This window comes from Pseudomonas marginalis (assembly GCF_900105325.1).
Taxonomy (GTDB): Bacteria; Pseudomonadota; Gammaproteobacteria; order Pseudomonadales; family Pseudomonadaceae; genus Aquipseudomonas; species Aquipseudomonas marginalis.
In genome coordinates this window covers 1,398,715-1,413,966 of record NZ_FNSU01000003.1, presented here as the reverse complement: position 1 = coordinate 1,413,966, position 15,252 = coordinate 1,398,715, and the positions used below count along the sequence as shown (strand labels likewise).

General features: G+C 62.0%; 12 protein-coding genes. 6 read left to right on the top strand and 6 right to left on the bottom strand.

Features of this window, described 5'->3' with window-relative positions; translation table 11 throughout:
* Positions 1-35: 35 nt before the first annotated feature.
* The gene (locus BLW22_RS15530; protein ID WP_065928002.1) at positions 36-536 is read right to left on the bottom strand and encodes a DUF4822 domain-containing protein; all 501 of its coding nucleotides are present in this window, start codon (positions 534-536) and stop codon (positions 36-38) included.
* A 444-nt stretch (positions 537-980) separates the two neighbouring features.
* Here BLW22_RS15530 and BLW22_RS15525 point away from each other — a divergent pair, with 444 nt between their 5' ends.
* Together BLW22_RS15525 and BLW22_RS15520 are read left to right on the top strand one after the other, a co-directional pair.
* Positions 981-2,258: a serine/threonine transporter gene (locus BLW22_RS15525; RefSeq protein WP_065948238.1), complete on the top strand. Its 1,278-nt coding sequence runs from the start codon at positions 981-983 to the stop codon at positions 2,256-2,258.
* 145 nt (positions 2,259-2,403) lie between these two features.
* Positions 2,404-4,053: a SulP family inorganic anion transporter gene (locus tag BLW22_RS15520; protein WP_074846972.1), complete on the top strand. Its 1,650-nt coding sequence runs from the start codon at positions 2,404-2,406 to the stop codon at positions 4,051-4,053.
* Positions 4,054-4,177: 124 nt separating this feature from the next.
* On the opposite strand, the gene acnB is transcribed toward BLW22_RS15520, so the two are convergent.
* A complete protein-coding gene (gene acnB, locus BLW22_RS15515) occupies positions 4,178-6,787 on the bottom strand; it encodes a bifunctional aconitate hydratase 2/2-methylisocitrate dehydratase (RefSeq protein ID WP_065928005.1) in 2,610 nt (869 codons plus the stop codon).
* 396 nt (positions 6,788-7,183) lie between these two features.
* Between acnB and BLW22_RS15510 the strand changes: the two genes are divergently transcribed.
* Positions 7,184-7,654 carry a DUF1289 domain-containing protein gene (locus BLW22_RS15510; protein WP_065928006.1) on the top strand — a complete coding sequence of 157 codons (471 nt, stop codon included), beginning with the start codon at positions 7,184-7,186 and terminating at the stop codon, positions 7,652-7,654.
* 34 nt (positions 7,655-7,688) lie between these two features.
* Here BLW22_RS15510 and BLW22_RS15505 read toward each other — a convergent pair whose 3' ends face one another.
* Complete coding sequence (locus tag BLW22_RS15505; protein WP_027608548.1) at positions 7,689-8,552, bottom strand: universal stress protein; 864 nt, start codon at positions 8,550-8,552, stop codon at positions 7,689-7,691.
* A gap of 149 nt (positions 8,553-8,701) precedes the next feature.
* Here BLW22_RS15505 and BLW22_RS15500 point away from each other — a divergent pair, with 149 nt between their 5' ends.
* On the top strand, positions 8,702-9,304 hold the full coding sequence (locus tag BLW22_RS15500) for a MiaE family protein (protein WP_027608547.1): 603 nt from the start codon (positions 8,702-8,704) through the stop codon (positions 9,302-9,304).
* Here the strand turns inward: BLW22_RS15500 and BLW22_RS15495 are convergent.
* Positions 9,260-10,459, bottom strand: coding sequence for an MFS transporter (locus tag BLW22_RS15495; protein ID WP_074846971.1), 1,200 nt, complete (start codon positions 10,457-10,459; stop codon positions 9,260-9,262). The genes BLW22_RS15500 and BLW22_RS15495 overlap by 45 nt on opposite strands.
* 157 nt (positions 10,460-10,616) lie before the next feature.
* On the opposite strand from BLW22_RS15495, the gene BLW22_RS15490 reads away from it, so the two are divergent.
* Both BLW22_RS15490 and BLW22_RS15485 read left to right on the top strand, forming a co-directional pair.
* Complete coding sequence (locus BLW22_RS15490; RefSeq protein ID WP_065928008.1) at positions 10,617-11,324, top strand: response regulator; 708 nt, start codon at positions 10,617-10,619, stop codon at positions 11,322-11,324.
* Complete coding sequence (locus tag BLW22_RS15485; RefSeq protein ID WP_065948241.1) at positions 11,325-12,602, top strand: ATP-binding protein; 1,278 nt, start codon at positions 11,325-11,327, stop codon at positions 12,600-12,602.
* Between the two features lie 223 nt (positions 12,603-12,825).
* On the opposite strand, the gene BLW22_RS15480 is transcribed toward BLW22_RS15485, so the two are convergent.
* Positions 12,826-14,649, bottom strand: coding sequence for a serine hydrolase domain-containing protein (locus BLW22_RS15480; protein WP_074846970.1), 1,824 nt, complete (start codon positions 14,647-14,649; stop codon positions 12,826-12,828).
* 94 nt (positions 14,650-14,743) lie between these two features.
* Entirely contained in the window at positions 14,744-15,232 is a 489-nt protein-coding gene (locus BLW22_RS15475) for a GFA family protein (RefSeq protein WP_065928012.1), read from the bottom strand.
* Positions 15,233-15,252: the final 20 nt, after the last annotated feature.

Sequence of the window (15,252 nt, the reverse complement as noted above, 5' to 3'; positions counted from 1 at the left end):
GTTATTCGGTTTTATCATTAAACATGAATGTTTAATCAGTTCGACATGACTGTCTTCATGGGGCCGGTGTAGGGGGCGTGTACCACATAAATCCGAACGGGCGGGTTAGTGCTGACCATATCGCGCGGCACTTCGCGGGAATAAGTGAATTCGCTGCTGTCGAGTTTTTCGAGTCTTCTAACAATGGTTCTGGTCGGGCCAACGTCAGGGACCAGGATATGGGTCTTTTTATCGCCGGTGACCAGGAAGTAACCGCCGCCGCCATCGGCGTGTTTCGAGCGGCCGGTATCGGTGTAGAAGAACTCATAGCGATTACGCTGCGGGTCCCACATCGATATGCCTACCACGCCGGGGTAGCTGGCCTTGACGTCGGTGTCCGGCTCGCCTTCGATATAAACCTTGGTGGTCAGCCATTGAGGCGAGGAAGCCAGTGCGTGAACGTCAGGTTCAGACGCGGTTTGATTGGCGTAACTTTCAGACGAGCAGAGTAGGCCCGTGATCAACAAACCAGCAAAAACAACAGTGAGTCTTCGCATATTGGAATCCTTGTTATTTTAAATAAGCATGTTGTTCTTCGAATGGAGCGGGGCGATGTTAGGTTGGTTCTTGGCGAATGCTCAATGGCTATGTAGGGTTGTGTAACAATTGCAAGGTTGTTGTGGTTAAACTTTTATTTAGATATAAGGTGTTTCTGGTCTTGCTGTAGGCGACTTCTCTAAAAGTATGGGAAGTCCATTGGTTAGAATCCCCGATCGCGCTCGTCAATGGCGCCTGGCAGCCACTCGAGAAACCCGCGGCAGCGCCCCCCGAAACCACTGCCCAGGGCCGCGCTTGAGCCTCTGCACCGCATAACCGTTCCTCAGCTAAGTCTTTGCTTATTCACGAGAATCCCGGACAATCCGGCCCCTTCTATGGTCGGGGCGCTGCCTGTCAGGTTTTTCTGACTCGTCCCGGCCGTGTAAATGCGGAGATCCGACCGGATGAATGATCAGGCCAATAGCGTCGACGAACGCTATGCAACGACACCTGCAACCCTCTCAAGCTGGAGCCGCCAGGACACCACCTGGATGCTTGGCCTGTTCGGCACCGCCATTGGCGCCGGCACCTTGTTCCTGCCGATCAACGCCGGCCTGGGCGGCTTCTGGCCCTTGGTGATCCTGGCGGTGCTGGCGTTCCCGATGACGTTCTTTGCCCACCGTGGCCTGACCCGTTTCGTACTCTCCGGTCGTGCGGGCTCCGACATCACCGATGTGGTCGAAGAGCATTTCGGCATCAAGGCCGGTGCGTTGATCACGCTGCTGTACTTCTTCGCGATCTTCCCGATCCTGCTGATCTACAGCGTGGCCCTGACCAACACGGTCAGCAGCTTCATGGAGCACCAGTTGCACATCATGCCGCCGCCACGGGCGTTGCTGGCGTTTGTGCTGATCCTGGGGCTGCTGGCGGTGGTGCGTTGCGGTGAGCAGGTGATCGTCAAGGCCATGAGCCTGATGGTGTACCCGTTTATCGTCGCCTTGCTGTTCCTCGCGGTGTACCTGATCCCCCATTGGAACGGTGGCATCCTCAGCACCGCCAGTGTGGTGCCGGCACCGTCGGCGTTGCTCAACACCCTGTGGCTGGCGATTCCGGTGATGGTGTTCTCGTTCAACCACTCGCCGATCATCTCGGCGTTTGCGGTCGACCAGAAGCGCCAGTACGGCGAACACGCCGATGAGCGCAGTTCGCAGATCCTGTCCCGCGCGCACCTGTTGATGGTGGTGATGGTGCTGTTCTTCGTGTTCAGTTGCGTGCTGACCCTGTCGCCGGTGCAGTTGGGTGAGGCGAAAGCGCAGAACCTGTCGATCCTGTCGTACCTGGCCAACCACTTCAACAACCCGACCATCGCGTTTGCCGCGCCGTTGATCGCGTTCGTGGCGATTGCCAAGTCGTTCCTGGGTCACTACATCGGCGCCAGCGAAGGCCTCAAGGGCCTGGTGCTCAAAAGCGGTCGCCGTCCGGCCGCCAAGACCCTGGACCGCATGACCGCCGCCTTCATGCTGGTGGTGTGCTGGATCGTTGCCACGCTGAACCCGAGCATCCTCGGCATGATCGAGACCCTGGGCGGGCCGATCATCGCGTCGATCCTGTTCCTGATGCCGATGTACGCGATCCGCAAGGTGCCGGCCATGGCCAGGTACCGTGGGCAGGCGTCCAACGTGTTTGTCACGGCGGTGGGCCTGGTGGCGATTACCGCATTGATTTATTCGCTGCTGTCCTGACCCCGGGGCTCACGCCCGCAAGCCGATTCGCGCACACCGCGAATCGGCTTTTTTTTTGCCTGCGCAAAAGCTGACGCGGCGCAACCGTCGCCGACCAATGAGGGCTAAGCTTACCCACGCTTTTTGCCAGGATGGGTTGGGCCGATTGAAGACTGAAACCGATGCACCCGTTGCCGTAACCTCTAACCGCACCCAAGACCTGCTGGCCGGCTTATCCATTGCCGGTTTGCTGCTGCCGGAGGCCGTGGCCTATTCCAGTATTGCCGCGCTGCCGCCCCAGGCCGGGGTGATCGCCTTGTTTGCCGGGCTGGTGTGCTATGGCCTGTTCGGCAGCAGCCGCTTTGCGATTGTCTCGGCCACCTCGTCGTCGGCAGCCGTGTTGGCGGCGGCCACGGCGAGCCTGGCGGGTGACGACCCGGCATTGAGGCTGTCCCTGGCCTTCGGGCTGGTGTTGCTCACCGGGGTGTTTTTCCTGTTGGCCGGACTGTTCAAGCTCGGCGGCGTCACCTCGTTTATCGCCAAACCGGTATTGCGTGGCTTCGCCTTCGGCCTGGCGCTGACCATCATCCTCAAGCAATTGGCCGGTGTGGTGGGTGTGCACCTCACCGATAACAACCTGATCCGTTTTCTGCCGCAGTTGCTGGAGCAGCTGCCGCGCTGGAACTGGCCTGCGGCACTGGTGGCGACGCTGGCGTTGCTGGTGCTGTGGCTGTGCGCACGCCTCCCGCGCCTGCCCGGTGGCCTGGTGGTCGTGGTGCTCGGCATCGCTGCCGGGCAGTACCTGGACCTGCAGGCCTATGGGGTGGCGCAGATCGGCATGATCGACCTGCGCCTGGAGCTGGGGCATTTGCCGGTGCTGCCGTTTGCCGACTGGCTGCGCCTGGGGGAATTGGCGTTTGCGCTGGTGATGATCCTGTACGCGGAGTCCTACGGCTCTATCAGTTCGTTCGCGCTCAAGCATGGTGACCGGGTGTCATCCAACCGTGACCTGCTGGCGCTGGGCGCGGCCAACCTGGTCTCCGGGTTGTTCCACGGCATGCCGGCCGGTGCCGGGTATTCGGCGACGTCGGCCAACGAGGCGGCCGGCGCCTATTCGCGCCTGGCGGGGATTGTCGCGGCGCTGGTGATCTTGCTGATTGTGCTGACGGTGCTGCCCTATGTCGCGCTCACGCCGGAGCCGGTGCTGGCCGCCGTCGTCATCTATGCCCTGGGACGAGGCTTGAGCGTGCAGCCGCTGGGGCGTTATTTCCTGTGGCGGCGCGATCGCGTGCTGGTGATCTGTGCGGTAACGGCAGTGCTGGTGCTCGGTGTGCTGGATGGTTTGCTGGTGTCGGTCGCGATCAGCGTGATGTTGATGCTGCGCCAGATGTCCTCAGCCGACATCCAGGTGCTGGGGCGCTTGGGTGACAGTCATGACTTTGTCGATCGCCAGCACCATGCCGATGCCCTGGCCGTGCCGGGGGTCTTGATCGTCCGGCCCAGCGAGGCGCTGTTTTTTGCCAATGCCGAACGCATCCTGGGCGCGGCCTTGCGCCTGATGCGGCAGTCACAGGTAGAGGTGGTGGTGTTGAGCCTGGAAGAATCGCCGGACCTCGACGGCACCAGTATCGAAGCGCTGGCGGCGTTTTTTGCCCAGGTACGTGGGGAGGGCAAGCGCTTGGTGCTGGCCCGCGTCCGGCATGAGGCTCGTGAGGTGTTGCAGGGGTTGCCTGAGGCATTGGCGCCCCATGTATTGCTCAGTGGCCTGAGCGTCGATGGCGCGGTGCAGCTGGCGCTTGAGGTAGGAAAAGCGTGAGGAAGGGGGCTTATGCGATGGCGGTGGGTCAGTGACAGATGCATCAACTGAATGTGTTTGTATTCCAGGCATAAAAAACGCCGCGTACCTTGCGATACGCGGCGTCTTTCACATCAACACACCGTTAAGCCTGGATCACCGGGATGTTGGCGCTTGCTGCGATTTTGCGGAACTCGGCGATCTGGTCGAAGTTCAGGTAGCGGTAGACGTCACTGGCCATGGTGTCCAGTTTCGCTGCGTAGCCCATGTACTCTTCGACGGTCGGCAGGCGACCCAGGGTGGAGGCGACTGCCGCCAGCTCAGCCGAAGCCAGGTAGACGTTCGCGCCGTCACCCAGGCGGTTCGGGAAGTTACGGGTCGACGTCGATACCACGGTCGAGTTCGGCTCTACACGTGCCTGGTTACCCATGCACAGCGAGCAGCCCGGCATTTCCATGCGCGCGCCAGCCTTGCCGTAGATGCCGTAGTAGCCTTCTTCGGTCAACTGGTGAGCGTCCATCTTGGTCGGCGGCGACAGCCACAGGCGAGTTGGCAACTGACCCTTGACCTGCTCCAGCAGCTTACCGGCAGCGCGGAAGTGACCGATGTTGGTCATGCACGAACCGATGAACACTTCGTCGATCTTCTCGCCGGCAACGCTGGACAGCAGACGGGCATCGTCCGGGTCGTTCGGCGCGCAGAGGATCGGCTCGTTGATTTCGGCCAGGTCGATCTCGATGACTTCGGCGTATTCCGCGTCGGCATCGGCTTCCATCAGTTCCGGGTTGGCGACCCAGGCTTCCATCGCTTGGGCGCGACGTTCCAGGGTGCGGGCATCGCCGTAGCCTTCGCCGATCATCCAGCGCAGCAGGGTGATGTTGGAGTTCAGGTACTCGGTGACGGATTCTTTCGACAGCTTGATGGTGCAACCGGCAGCCGAACGTTCGGCCGATGCGTCGGAGAGCTCGAAAGCCTGCTCCAGCGTCAGGTCGTTCAGGCCTTCGATTTCCAGGATGCGGCCGGAGAAGGCGTTTTTCTTGCCTTTCTTCTCTACGGTCAGCAGGCCAGCCTGGATCGCGTAGTAAGGAATGGCATGAACCAGGTCACGCAGGGTGATGCCAGGTTTCATCTTGCCTTTGAAGCGCACCAGGATCGATTCCGGCATGTCCAGCGGCATGACGCCGGTGGCTGCGGCGAACGCGACCAGACCCGAACCGGCCGGGAACGAGATGCCCATCGGGAAACGGGTGTGGGAGTCACCACCTGTGCCGACGGTATCCGGCAGCAGCATGCGGTTCAGCCAGCTGTGGATGATGCCGTCGCCTGGACGCAGCGATACACCGCCACGGGTCATGATGAAGTCAGGCAGGGTGTGGTGGGTGGTCACGTCGATCGGCTTTGGATACGCCGCGGTGTGGCAGAAGGACTGCATCACCAGGTCGGTCGAGAAGCCCAGGCACGCCAGGTCTTTCAGTTCGTCACGGGTCATCGGACCGGTGGTGTCCTGGGAACCCACGGTGGTCATCTTCGGTTCGCAGTAGGTACCTGGACGAACGCCTTTGCCTTCCGGCAGGCCGCAGGCCTTGCCGACCATTTTCTGGGCCAGGGTGAAACCCTTGCCCGTGTCGACCGGTGCTTCAGGCAGCTTGAACAGGTCGGTAGGGCCCAGGCCCAGCTCGGCGCGCGCCTTGTCGGTCAGGCCACGGCCGATGATCAGCGGGATACGGCCGCCGGCGCGAACTTCGTCGAGCAGGACCGGGGTCTTCATTTCGAAGGTGGTCAGGACTTCGTCGGTGCCATGCTTGCAGACTTTGCCAGCATGAGGGTACAGGTCGATCACGTCGCCCATGTTCATGTTGGTCACGTCGAATTCGATCGGCAGTGCGCCGGCATCTTCCATGGTGTTGTAGAAGATGGGAGCGATCTTGCTGCCGAAGCAGAAGCCGCCGGCGCGCTTGTTCGGCACGTAGGGAACGTCGTCGCCGAAGAACCACAGCACCGAGTTGGTCGCGGATTTACGCGAAGAGCCGGTACCGACCACGTCACCGACGTAGGCGATCGGGAAGCCTTGGCCGCGCATTTCTTCGATCTGCTTCATCGGGCCGGTCTTGCCTTGCTCGTCCGGCACGATGCCTTCACGTGCCATTTTCAACATGGCCAGGGCGTGCAGCGGGATGTCAGGGCGGGACCAGGCGTCCGGGGCAGGGGACAGGTCGTCGGTGTTGGTTTCGCCGGTGACCTTGAACACGCGCAGGCTGATCTTGTCGGCCAGGGTCGGGCGGTTACGGAACCACTCGCCGTCAGCCCAGGACTGGATCACGCCTTTGGCGTGCTCGTTGCCGTTGCGGGCTTTTTCGGCGACGTCGTGGAACGCATCGAACATCAGCAGGGTGTGCTTGAGTTGGGCAGCCGCGACAGGCGCCAGCTCGGCGTCGTCCAGCAGCTCGACCAACGTCACGATGTTGTAGCCGCCCTGCATGGTGCCGAGCAGTTCAACCGCGCGTTTCTTGTCGATCAGGGGGGAAGTGGCTTCGCCCTTGGCCAGGGCAGACAGGAAGCCGGCCTTGACGTAGGCAGCTTCGTCAACGCCCGGTGGAATACGGTTGGTGATCAGGTCAACGAGGAATTCTTCTTCGCCAGCCGGGGGATTCTTCAGCAGCTCAACCAGGCCTGCGGTTTGTTCGGCATTAAGCGGCTGGGGAACGATACCCAGTGCTGCACGCTCTTCGATATGTTTGCGGTAGGCTTCAAGCACAGTTATTACCCTCATCAGTGGTCCCACGGGACGCTCATCCAGAAATGAACGGCACGCATGCGCTCGGGGGCTTTTTGGGCCGCAAAGCCAGCGCTGCCGGCATTCCTTACAGAAGCTGCTTTCAAAGTTTTACGCCTGCAGAACGGAGCTGATGAGGGTTGGCGCTGATCATTACCTGCCGGGTAATGACCATCGCCAACACCGTTCTGAAGGAACGACTGTGCTCGTGACGCTTTGAAAACAGCTTCCAGCGGATTATTGGCGCCTTACAAGGCCGGATGATTCTACGGCAAAAAATTTCTAAAGGTAAGTTGCATCACCAAGTTTGCTGGGTGATCAACCTTAGACAAAGGGCTAACATGGCGCACTGTTTCGCTGATTTGCGTGTTGTTGCCCATGTCCAACCAAACCATCAAGACCCCCTGCGTCGGCCTGTGCTCCACGGTCTACGGCGATCTCGTGTGCCGTGGCTGCAAGCGTTTCCACCACGAGGTGATCCAGTGGAATGGCTATAACGAGGAAGAAAAACGCGCGGTCTGGCTGCGGCTGGAGCAACTGTTGGTGCAGGTGATGGCCGGCAAACTCGAGATTTTCGACCCCAAGACCCTGCGCGGCCAACTGGAGCAACGCAAGATCCGTTTCGTGCCGCACCAGTCCGAGTACTGCTGGGCGTACCAGCTGATTGCCCGCGGCGCGCGGGTGATCAATAACCTGGAGGCGTACGGCATGGTGCTGTTGCCGGAGTTTCGCGACTGGGCCTTGCCGGAACTGCGCGATGCCATCGACCGTGAGTTCTTCATTCTGTCCGAGGCCCATTACCAGCGCTATATCGCCCCGGGGTTCCTGAGAGACGCGCTCGCTGACTGACAACACACATCCAACTGTGGGAGGGGGATCGGCGTCAGGCCTTGGTCGCCAGTTCCTCCAGGTGATCCATCAACGTCTGCGGCTTGAGCACCAGTACATCACTGTCCACCGCATCCAGGATCACCTCCGCCGTATTACCGATCAACGCCCCGGAAATGCCGGTGCGCCCCACGGTGCCTATGATGGTCACGGCCGCTTTCAATGTGTGGGCCAAGTGGGGGATCAATACATCCGCCGGGCCCTCCTCGACATGCAGGTGCGCGTCATCCACATCGAATTCCGCCTGGAACGCCTTGCACTGCTCCCGATAACGCGCCTCGATGGTTTCCTTGAGCTGGAACGTCGGGTCCGCCGCCGACAACATCGGCGACGGATGGGCGCTGATCACATGCAACTGCGCCTTGGCCAGGCTGGCGATGTCGAAGCCATGGTCGATGATCGCGTGATGCAGCTCGCGGTGTTCCCCGTCGTTGTTGCCCACATCGATCGCCGCCAGAATTACCCCGCCCGCCCACGGTGTGGACGTCTTGACCAGCAACACCGGCGTCGGGCACAAGCGCAACAGCTTCCAGTCCGCCGGCGTCAGCAGGGCCTTTTTAAGCGGGCTGTCGGGAAAGTGCTGCTTGATCACCAGCCCACAGCCTTCGGCCTGCTGCACATCGATAATGGTGTCATGCAGGCTTTCATTCCACGCCTGCTCGGTGGTCACGCTGTAACCGTCCTCCTGCAAGCCGGCCTTGAGCAGGCTCAACAGCGCCGAATGCTCGTGTTTCTTGTCGCAGACCAGCAAGTGCAGGTGCGCGCCGGTAACCCCGGCGATCAGCTTGGCGCGCTTGAGGGCCAGGCTTTCCGAATGCGCGGGCTCGATGACCACCAGGATGCTGCGAATGGCTTGCATGATCGGATCTCCAAAAGGGTGGGCGTGGAACAACTATAGTTGCTGCCCGCCAGACGTCATGTTGATGCACATCAAGGCCGGTGGCTGGTGGTCTGCGGCGCGGTGGGTATAATCGGCGGCCTTTTTGTGATCCTTTGTCCGTGAGCCCGATGAACCTGCCCGAAATCCACGAATTCCTCGGTTGCCGAACCCCCGATGCCTGGGTGCAGGCCGCATTGGCCGATCAGGACACCCTGTTGATCGACCACAAGAACTGCGAATTCAAAGCGGCCAGCACCGCCCTGAGCCTGATCGCCAAGTACCACGCCCATGTTGACCTGATTAATATGATGTCGCGGCTGGCCCGGGAAGAACTGGTGCACCATGAGCAGGTCATGCGCCTGATCAAGAAGCGCAAGGTCGAGTTGCGCCAACTGCACGCCGGGCGCTATGCCTCCGGTTTGCGCAAGGTGGTGCGCAGCCACGAACCGGTCAAGCTGGTGGATACCCTGGTGGTCGGCGCCTTTATCGAAGCGCGCAGTTGCGAGCGTTTCGAAGCCCTGGTGCCGCATTTGGACGAAGAACTCGGCAAGTTCTACTTCGGCCTGCTGAAAAGCGAGGCGCGGCACTTCCAGGGTTACCTGAAGCTGGCCTACCAGTACGGCGACGCCAAGGACATCGCCCAGGTGATCGAGCGGGTGAGGGCGGCCGAGCAGGAACTGATCGAATCACCCGACATCGAGTTCCGCTTTCACAGTGGCGTGCCAGCCTGAGGCCACGGCCACGCCGATCAAGGCGCTGATCCCGGTCAGTAGCAGGATCACCGTCTGCGTGCCCAAGGGCGCCGCCAGCACTGCAATCACCAGGCCCGCCAGCGGCTGGGCCAGGTTGTTGAGCAAGGTGATCACGCCCACGGTCTTGCCGAAGTCCTGCACTGGAATGACCCGCTGACGAGTACTGCGCAGGTAAACGTTGAACATCTTGTCGAAGCCGGTGACCAGCAGGAATCCCAGGGTGTACGCCCACAGGCTGGGACTGACCGCCATCACCAACGCCCCGGCGCCGATCATCGAGTAAGACAGCCCGCCCAGCACTTTCAAGGGCAACGTGGCGCGCGCCAGGCAAAACAGAATCGCGATGGTCACCCCCGCGCCGGCCGCCTGCAGCAGGGCATAGGTGTCCTTGTCGGCAGCGTAGAGGCCGGTGACCATGGCCGCGGAGGTGGCCAGCGTGACGCCGATGATCAGGTTCACACCGACCGCCAGGGTAATGATCCGCTTCAGGTCCGCCAGGTTGCGGATATGCCCGAACGCGATGCGCAGCGGTTGCAGCCAGATATCCCGGTGCTGCCGATGGGTTTCCAGGCTTGCCGTGGTTTTGCGCTGCCAGGCCAGCATCGCCAGGTCCGCCAGCACAAACAGCCCGGCAATCCCCAACACCACCCAATGCCAGGCCCACACCTCCAGCATCAGCGCGGCCACCAGCGGCCCCAGCACCAGGCCGCTCTGGTCGGCGATCTGCGAGTAGGAGAGGGTCTTGGCATAGCTGTACTGCGAGAAGACATGCGGCATCAACACTTCGCGGGCCATGATGCCCTGGGTCGTCAGCACCCCGCATAACGCCGACAGCAGCACCAGCCAGTAGATGCCGTTGAACACCCCATACAATGCCACCGCCACCACGCAGGCCAGTGCCCGGTAAACCTGGCTGATATGCAGGATGCGCACCGGCGAATACTTGTCGCACAACGCCCCGCACACCGGAAACGCGAGATAGCGCGGCAGTGATTCGACAAAGAAGGCCAGCCCGGCCCAGGACACGCTGTGGGTGGTCTGGAACACGATCAGTGGCACGATAAACAACAGGATCTGGTCCGCCAGCCGCGACAGGAACAGCGAAACGAAGAACGCCAGGTAATCCTTGCGCATACAACTCCCTGTGGATGGCGTTAAAAAATGCAGGCTATTTGTTAAAAACTCTTAAAAGCATGAAGCTTCGTCGGCACCAACTGGCCAGTTGCTTTAGTTGACCAGCTTGCCACCTATAATGCCCGCTCTTCAATCCGTCTTTGCACACTGAGAACTTATGGAAAACCTGGGTCTGGGCAAGGTCCTGCTCGTTGAGGACGACGAGAAGCTGGCAGGGCTGATCGCGCATTTTCTGTCACAGCATGGCTTTGAGGTCCGCGTGGTGCACCGCGGCGATGAAGCCCTGGCGGCGTTCCTCGACTTCAAACCCAAGATCGTCGTGCTCGACCTGATGCTGCCGGGCCAGAGTGGCCTGCATGTGTGCCGCGAGATCCGCACGGTGTCCGACACCCCCATTGTGATCCTCACTGCCAAGGAAGACGACCTGGACCATATCCTCGGCCTGGAGTCGGGTGCCGACGACTATGTGATCAAGCCGATCAAGCCGCCGGTACTGCTCGCACGCCTGCGCGCCCTGCAACGTCGCCAGGCGCCCGAGCCGACGGTGCGCGGCGCCCTCGCGTTCGGCCGCTTGGCGATTGACCGCAGTTGCCGGGTGGTCAGCCTGGGGGACGAGCAGATCGACCTCACCACCATGGAGTTCGAGCTGCTGTGGTTGCTGGCCAGCAGCGCGGGCAAGATTCTTTCCCGCGACGACATCCTCAATCGCATGCGCGGCATCGCCTTCGACGGCCTTAACCGCAGCGTCGACGTGTACATCAGCAAGCTGCGCGGCAAGCTCAACGACAACCCCCGTGAGCCGGTGTGCATCAAGACCATCTGGGGCAAGGGCTATCTGTTCAATCCGTTTGCGTGGGAGGTCTAGATGCTGCGCCTGTTTCTGCGCCTGTATGTGATTCTGGCGATCGGCCTGGCGGGGGCGATCTGGCTGGTCAACTACACCTTCGACGAACTGCTCCCCGAAGCCAACGAGACCTATAACCGCGAAGCCATGCGTGGCCCGGCATACGGCTTGGTGGAGCAATTGCGGCCGTTGCCCGTGGAGCAGCGCGCCGCACGGCTGGCCGAGTTGCAGTCCCACTACGGCCTGCGCCTGAAGCTGGTGCAGAAGGATGCCCAGGCCCTCACCGAGCGCGAACAAAAGCTTCTGGAACAGGGCTTGCTGGTGGTGCGCGGCGACTTTATGGAGTTTCTCACGGCCATCGACGGTGGCCCGCAACTGCTGGAAATCAAACTGCCGGAAGAGCCCAAGTGGTTATACCTGTGGGCCTACGGTTTTCTCGGGCTGTGCCTGGCCATCGTCCTGTATTTCTGGGTGCGCCCGCACTGGCGCGACCTGGAACATATCCGCCTGGCCGCGCAGCGCTTCGGCGACAACGACCTCGGCTCGCGCATCCTGCTGCCGCGCAGCTCCACCGTGCGTGCGCTGGCCGGGCACTTCAACCAGATGGCCGAACGCATCGAAAGCCTGATCGCCAACCAGCGCGAACTCACCAATGCGGTGTCCCACGAACTGCGTACACCGATTGCACGGTTATCGTTCGAACTCGACCAACTCAAGCAACAGGCCGACCCGCGCCAGCGGGGCGAATTGATCGCCGATATGTACGCTGACCTCGGCGAGCTGGAGGAGATGGTGTCCGAGCTGCTCACCTACGCCAGCCTGGAGCGCGGCGCCACTCAGGTCACCCGCGAGCGCATCGAGGCCCACAGCTGGCTCGACAGCGTGATCGGCAGCGTCGCGCTGGAGGCGGAGGCGGCCGGTATCCAGCTGACGTTGCGTACCTGCGAGGTCGACTTTATCCAGATCGAGCCGCGCTTCATGGCCCGCGCCGTGATCAACCTGCTGCGCAATGCCATCCGTTATGCCGAGCGCCGGGTCGAGGTGTCGCTGGTGAAGTTCGGCGAGGGCTACGAAGTGCGTGTGTGTGACGACGGCCCCGGCGTGCCCGAGGACGGCCGGGCCAGGATCTTCCAGCCCTTCATGCGCCTGGATGCCAGTCGCGACCGCCGGACCGGCGGCTTCGGCCTCGGCCTGGCGCTGGTGCAGCGGGTGTCGCAGTGGCATGGCGGGCACGTGCACGTGATGGATTCGGAGTGGGGCGGGGCGTCGTTTCGCATGACGTGGGCGTATGCCGAGTAATACATTTTGAATGCTGTGGAGATCAAATGTGGGGGGGGCGAGCCCTCTCCCACATTTTTTGACTGGCTTACCCTGTCAAAAGGTGTATTCCAGCCCCATCACCGACGCCTGCTAACGACGCCCCACAATCGGGCTCTTGCCTGCGTCATCCGCCAGGTATTGCACATCCAGCAGGCACTGTGAAGAGAGCGACAGATGCAGGGTTTTTGAACACATAAGGGGGTTAGAAGGCCAAGGGTTTATAAGGGGATCGGGTGCGTTTGAAGGCGTAGCCCGAAGCGCTGAGACCGTTGATCTGGCGGCTCACCGTATCGCCCAGGCCATAGCCGTTGCCGGCGAGGACGGCATGGGCGTTGTCGATGGGCAGCAGGATGTAGTCAGTCAGCGGTTCGTCGTGCAGTTGGCCGCGGATCACCAGGAAGCCGTCTTCCAGGCGCACGCTGATGCCGCTCAGGGGGGCGTCCGGCTCATGGGTGTTGAGCACTTGATAGGTCCCGATGGTGTCGGCCCAGGCCGAGGGCAAGGGCGGCGGTTCGATGCGCTCACCGATAGCCACGCGCTGGCCGTGGCTGCGGGCGGTGAGCATCTGGCGGCCTTGCACGCTGATCACGTCCAGTTGCACGCGGCCCAGTTCGCCGAGGTCCTTGAGCCAGAAGCCGAGCACTTTCTTCTGCGCGCGCAACCAGCCATCGTCGTCGCGCAATAATTCGAAGGTGTAGCCGGCCAACTCGCCCGACAGCCGCTGATCGTCATCCTTGATCCGGAACACGCCCCAGGCGGTGGCGTAGAAGCCGGCCAGGCGCCTGCGGTCGATGGCGGCCGGCACGTGGCGCAGTTTCAGGCCGTGGCTGGGCGCCTGGCAGTCGTCGGCGCAGACGGCGTGGCCGGTTTGCGCCTGGAGCAGCAGGCGCAGGGTGTCGGTGGCCAGGCCGGCCACCAGGTCTTCGGCGTTGCTGTCATTGGCCATGATGATCACGGCCAGTTGTTGGTCGGGCAGCAGGCTCAACTGCGCGGCAAAATCATCGCCGCCACCGCTGTGCTGGTAGGTGCGTATACCGGGGCCGACGGGTTCGTCACCGCATGGGGCGAGGAACCAGCCCAGGCCCATCTGGCAATCGAAGTCCAGCGCATTGCCGGTGTTCTGCTGGGTGAACATCGCGTCGATCGAAGCGCTGCCCAGCACGCGGTTGCCTTTGTAGACGCCTTGGGCGAAGAGCATGTGCACGTAATGCGCGAGGTCTTTCGGGCTGGCCCACAGGCCGCTGGCGGCGATGTCGCGCACCGGGGCATCGGTACTGGCAACGCCGTCCGTGTAGCCCAGGGCGCGGAACGCCTGCTGGCTGGCGGTGCCGACAAAACTCGACTGGTTCATTTCCAGCGGCCTGAGCAGGCTGTTTTGCAACTGGGCTTCAAAGCTTTTGCCGCTGCTGCGCTCGATGGCCGCGCCCACCAGGGCATAACCGAGGTTGGAATACGCCACCTGCGAGCCTGGCGGGCTGCTCAGCCAAACCCCCGACACGCGCATCGGCATCTGCCCCATGGCGTAGGTGCTGTGCAGGTCACGCAGGTGTTCACTGGGCAGGCCGGACTGGTGGCTGAGTAAACGCCGCAGGGTCACAGCGCGGTCGGCAGCGGCCTGGTCGTCATGAAAGCGCGAGCGCACGTAAAACTCGCGCAAGGTCTGCTGGATCGGCGCATCCAGCGCCAGCCGCTGTTGTTCCACACATTGCAGCGCGGCCGTGGCGGTGAGCAGCTTGGAAATGCCACCGGCACGGAACGCGGTGTTGGGCGTGACCGGCACGCCCCGGGCCTTGTCGGCCAGGCCGAAGCCCTGGGCCCAGATCAGCTCCTGGCCATTGACCAGGGCAATCGACAGGCCGGCGATATGCTCTTGGGCGATCGCCCGGGGAATGCGGGCTTGCAGGTAGCGGATGATCGCGCCGTAGTCACCCTTCTGAATGGGCGGCGGTGCCGGCGGTTGCCCATGGCAACCGAGGCTGCCCAGCAGGCAACCCAGCAGCGGAATACCGCGCAATCTGCGAAACATGAGGAGCACCCGAATGGCTGTTTGGATGCTCGAATGCTAGGGAAGGGCCGTCCAACAATCTTTGCGAGCTTTGTCGGGAAACTGTCAAAGACTGTTAACGGCTGAGCCCATGGCGTTCATGCCACTGCGCGATGGATTCTTCGGGGTATTCATCAAACTGCAGGTCGCCTTTGCGCACGCTGACTTCGACCCACGGCGCCTTCGAGCCCAGCATCAGGTGCGTATGCGCCGGCGGTACTGGCAACGGCGTGTCGATGGCCGAGGCAAACGGGTGGATCAGCTCCGGCCACTCCGGGCTGAACAGCCATAGCGCACTGCCGCACTGCGAACAGAAATGCCGCTCGGCGCTACTCGCATGGGCACGGCTGGCGCCCTCGGGTTTGAGCCGGGCGTGGTAGATCGAAATCTGTTTGCGCCCGCGCACTTGCAAGCTATTGGCATCCCCGGCCAGGTTGATCGCATAACCGCCGCCGCCCTGGGTCTTGCGGCAGATCGAGCAATAGCAACGCTGGTAAGGGTACGGGTGGGCGCTGGTGAGGCTGAACGTCACGGCGCCGCAGTGGCAGGATCCCTCAAGCTGCATCGGGGCTGACTCCTCTTGGG

What these genes read in the sequence shown, in the direction of transcription:
- BLW22_RS15530 (WP_065928002.1), bottom strand. Translation starts at nt 536, where the DNA reads ATGCGAAGACTCACTGTTGTTTTTGCTGGTTTGTTGATCACGGGCCTA.
- BLW22_RS15525 (WP_065948238.1), top strand. Translation starts at nt 981, where the DNA reads ATGAATGATCAGGCCAATAGCGTCGACGAACGCTATGCAACGACACCT.
- BLW22_RS15510 (WP_065928006.1), top strand. Translation starts at nt 7,184, where the DNA reads ATGTCCAACCAAACCATCAAGACCCCCTGCGTCGGCCTGTGCTCCACG.
- BLW22_RS15505 (WP_027608548.1), bottom strand. Translation starts at nt 8,552, where the DNA reads ATGCAAGCCATTCGCAGCATCCTGGTGGTCATCGAGCCCGCGCATTCG.
- BLW22_RS15500 (WP_027608547.1), top strand. Translation starts at nt 8,702, where the DNA reads ATGAACCTGCCCGAAATCCACGAATTCCTCGGTTGCCGAACCCCCGAT.
- BLW22_RS15495 (WP_074846971.1), bottom strand. Translation starts at nt 10,459, where the DNA reads ATGCGCAAGGATTACCTGGCGTTCTTCGTTTCGCTGTTCCTGTCGCGG.
- BLW22_RS15490 (WP_065928008.1), top strand. Translation starts at nt 10,617, where the DNA reads ATGGAAAACCTGGGTCTGGGCAAGGTCCTGCTCGTTGAGGACGACGAG.
- BLW22_RS15485 (WP_065948241.1), top strand. Translation starts at nt 11,325, where the DNA reads ATGCTGCGCCTGTTTCTGCGCCTGTATGTGATTCTGGCGATCGGCCTG.
- BLW22_RS15480 (WP_074846970.1), bottom strand. Translation starts at nt 14,649, where the DNA reads ATGTTTCGCAGATTGCGCGGTATTCCGCTGCTGGGTTGCCTGCTGGGC.
- BLW22_RS15475 (WP_065928012.1), bottom strand. Translation starts at nt 15,232, where the DNA reads ATGCAGCTTGAGGGATCCTGCCACTGCGGCGCCGTGACGTTCAGCCTC.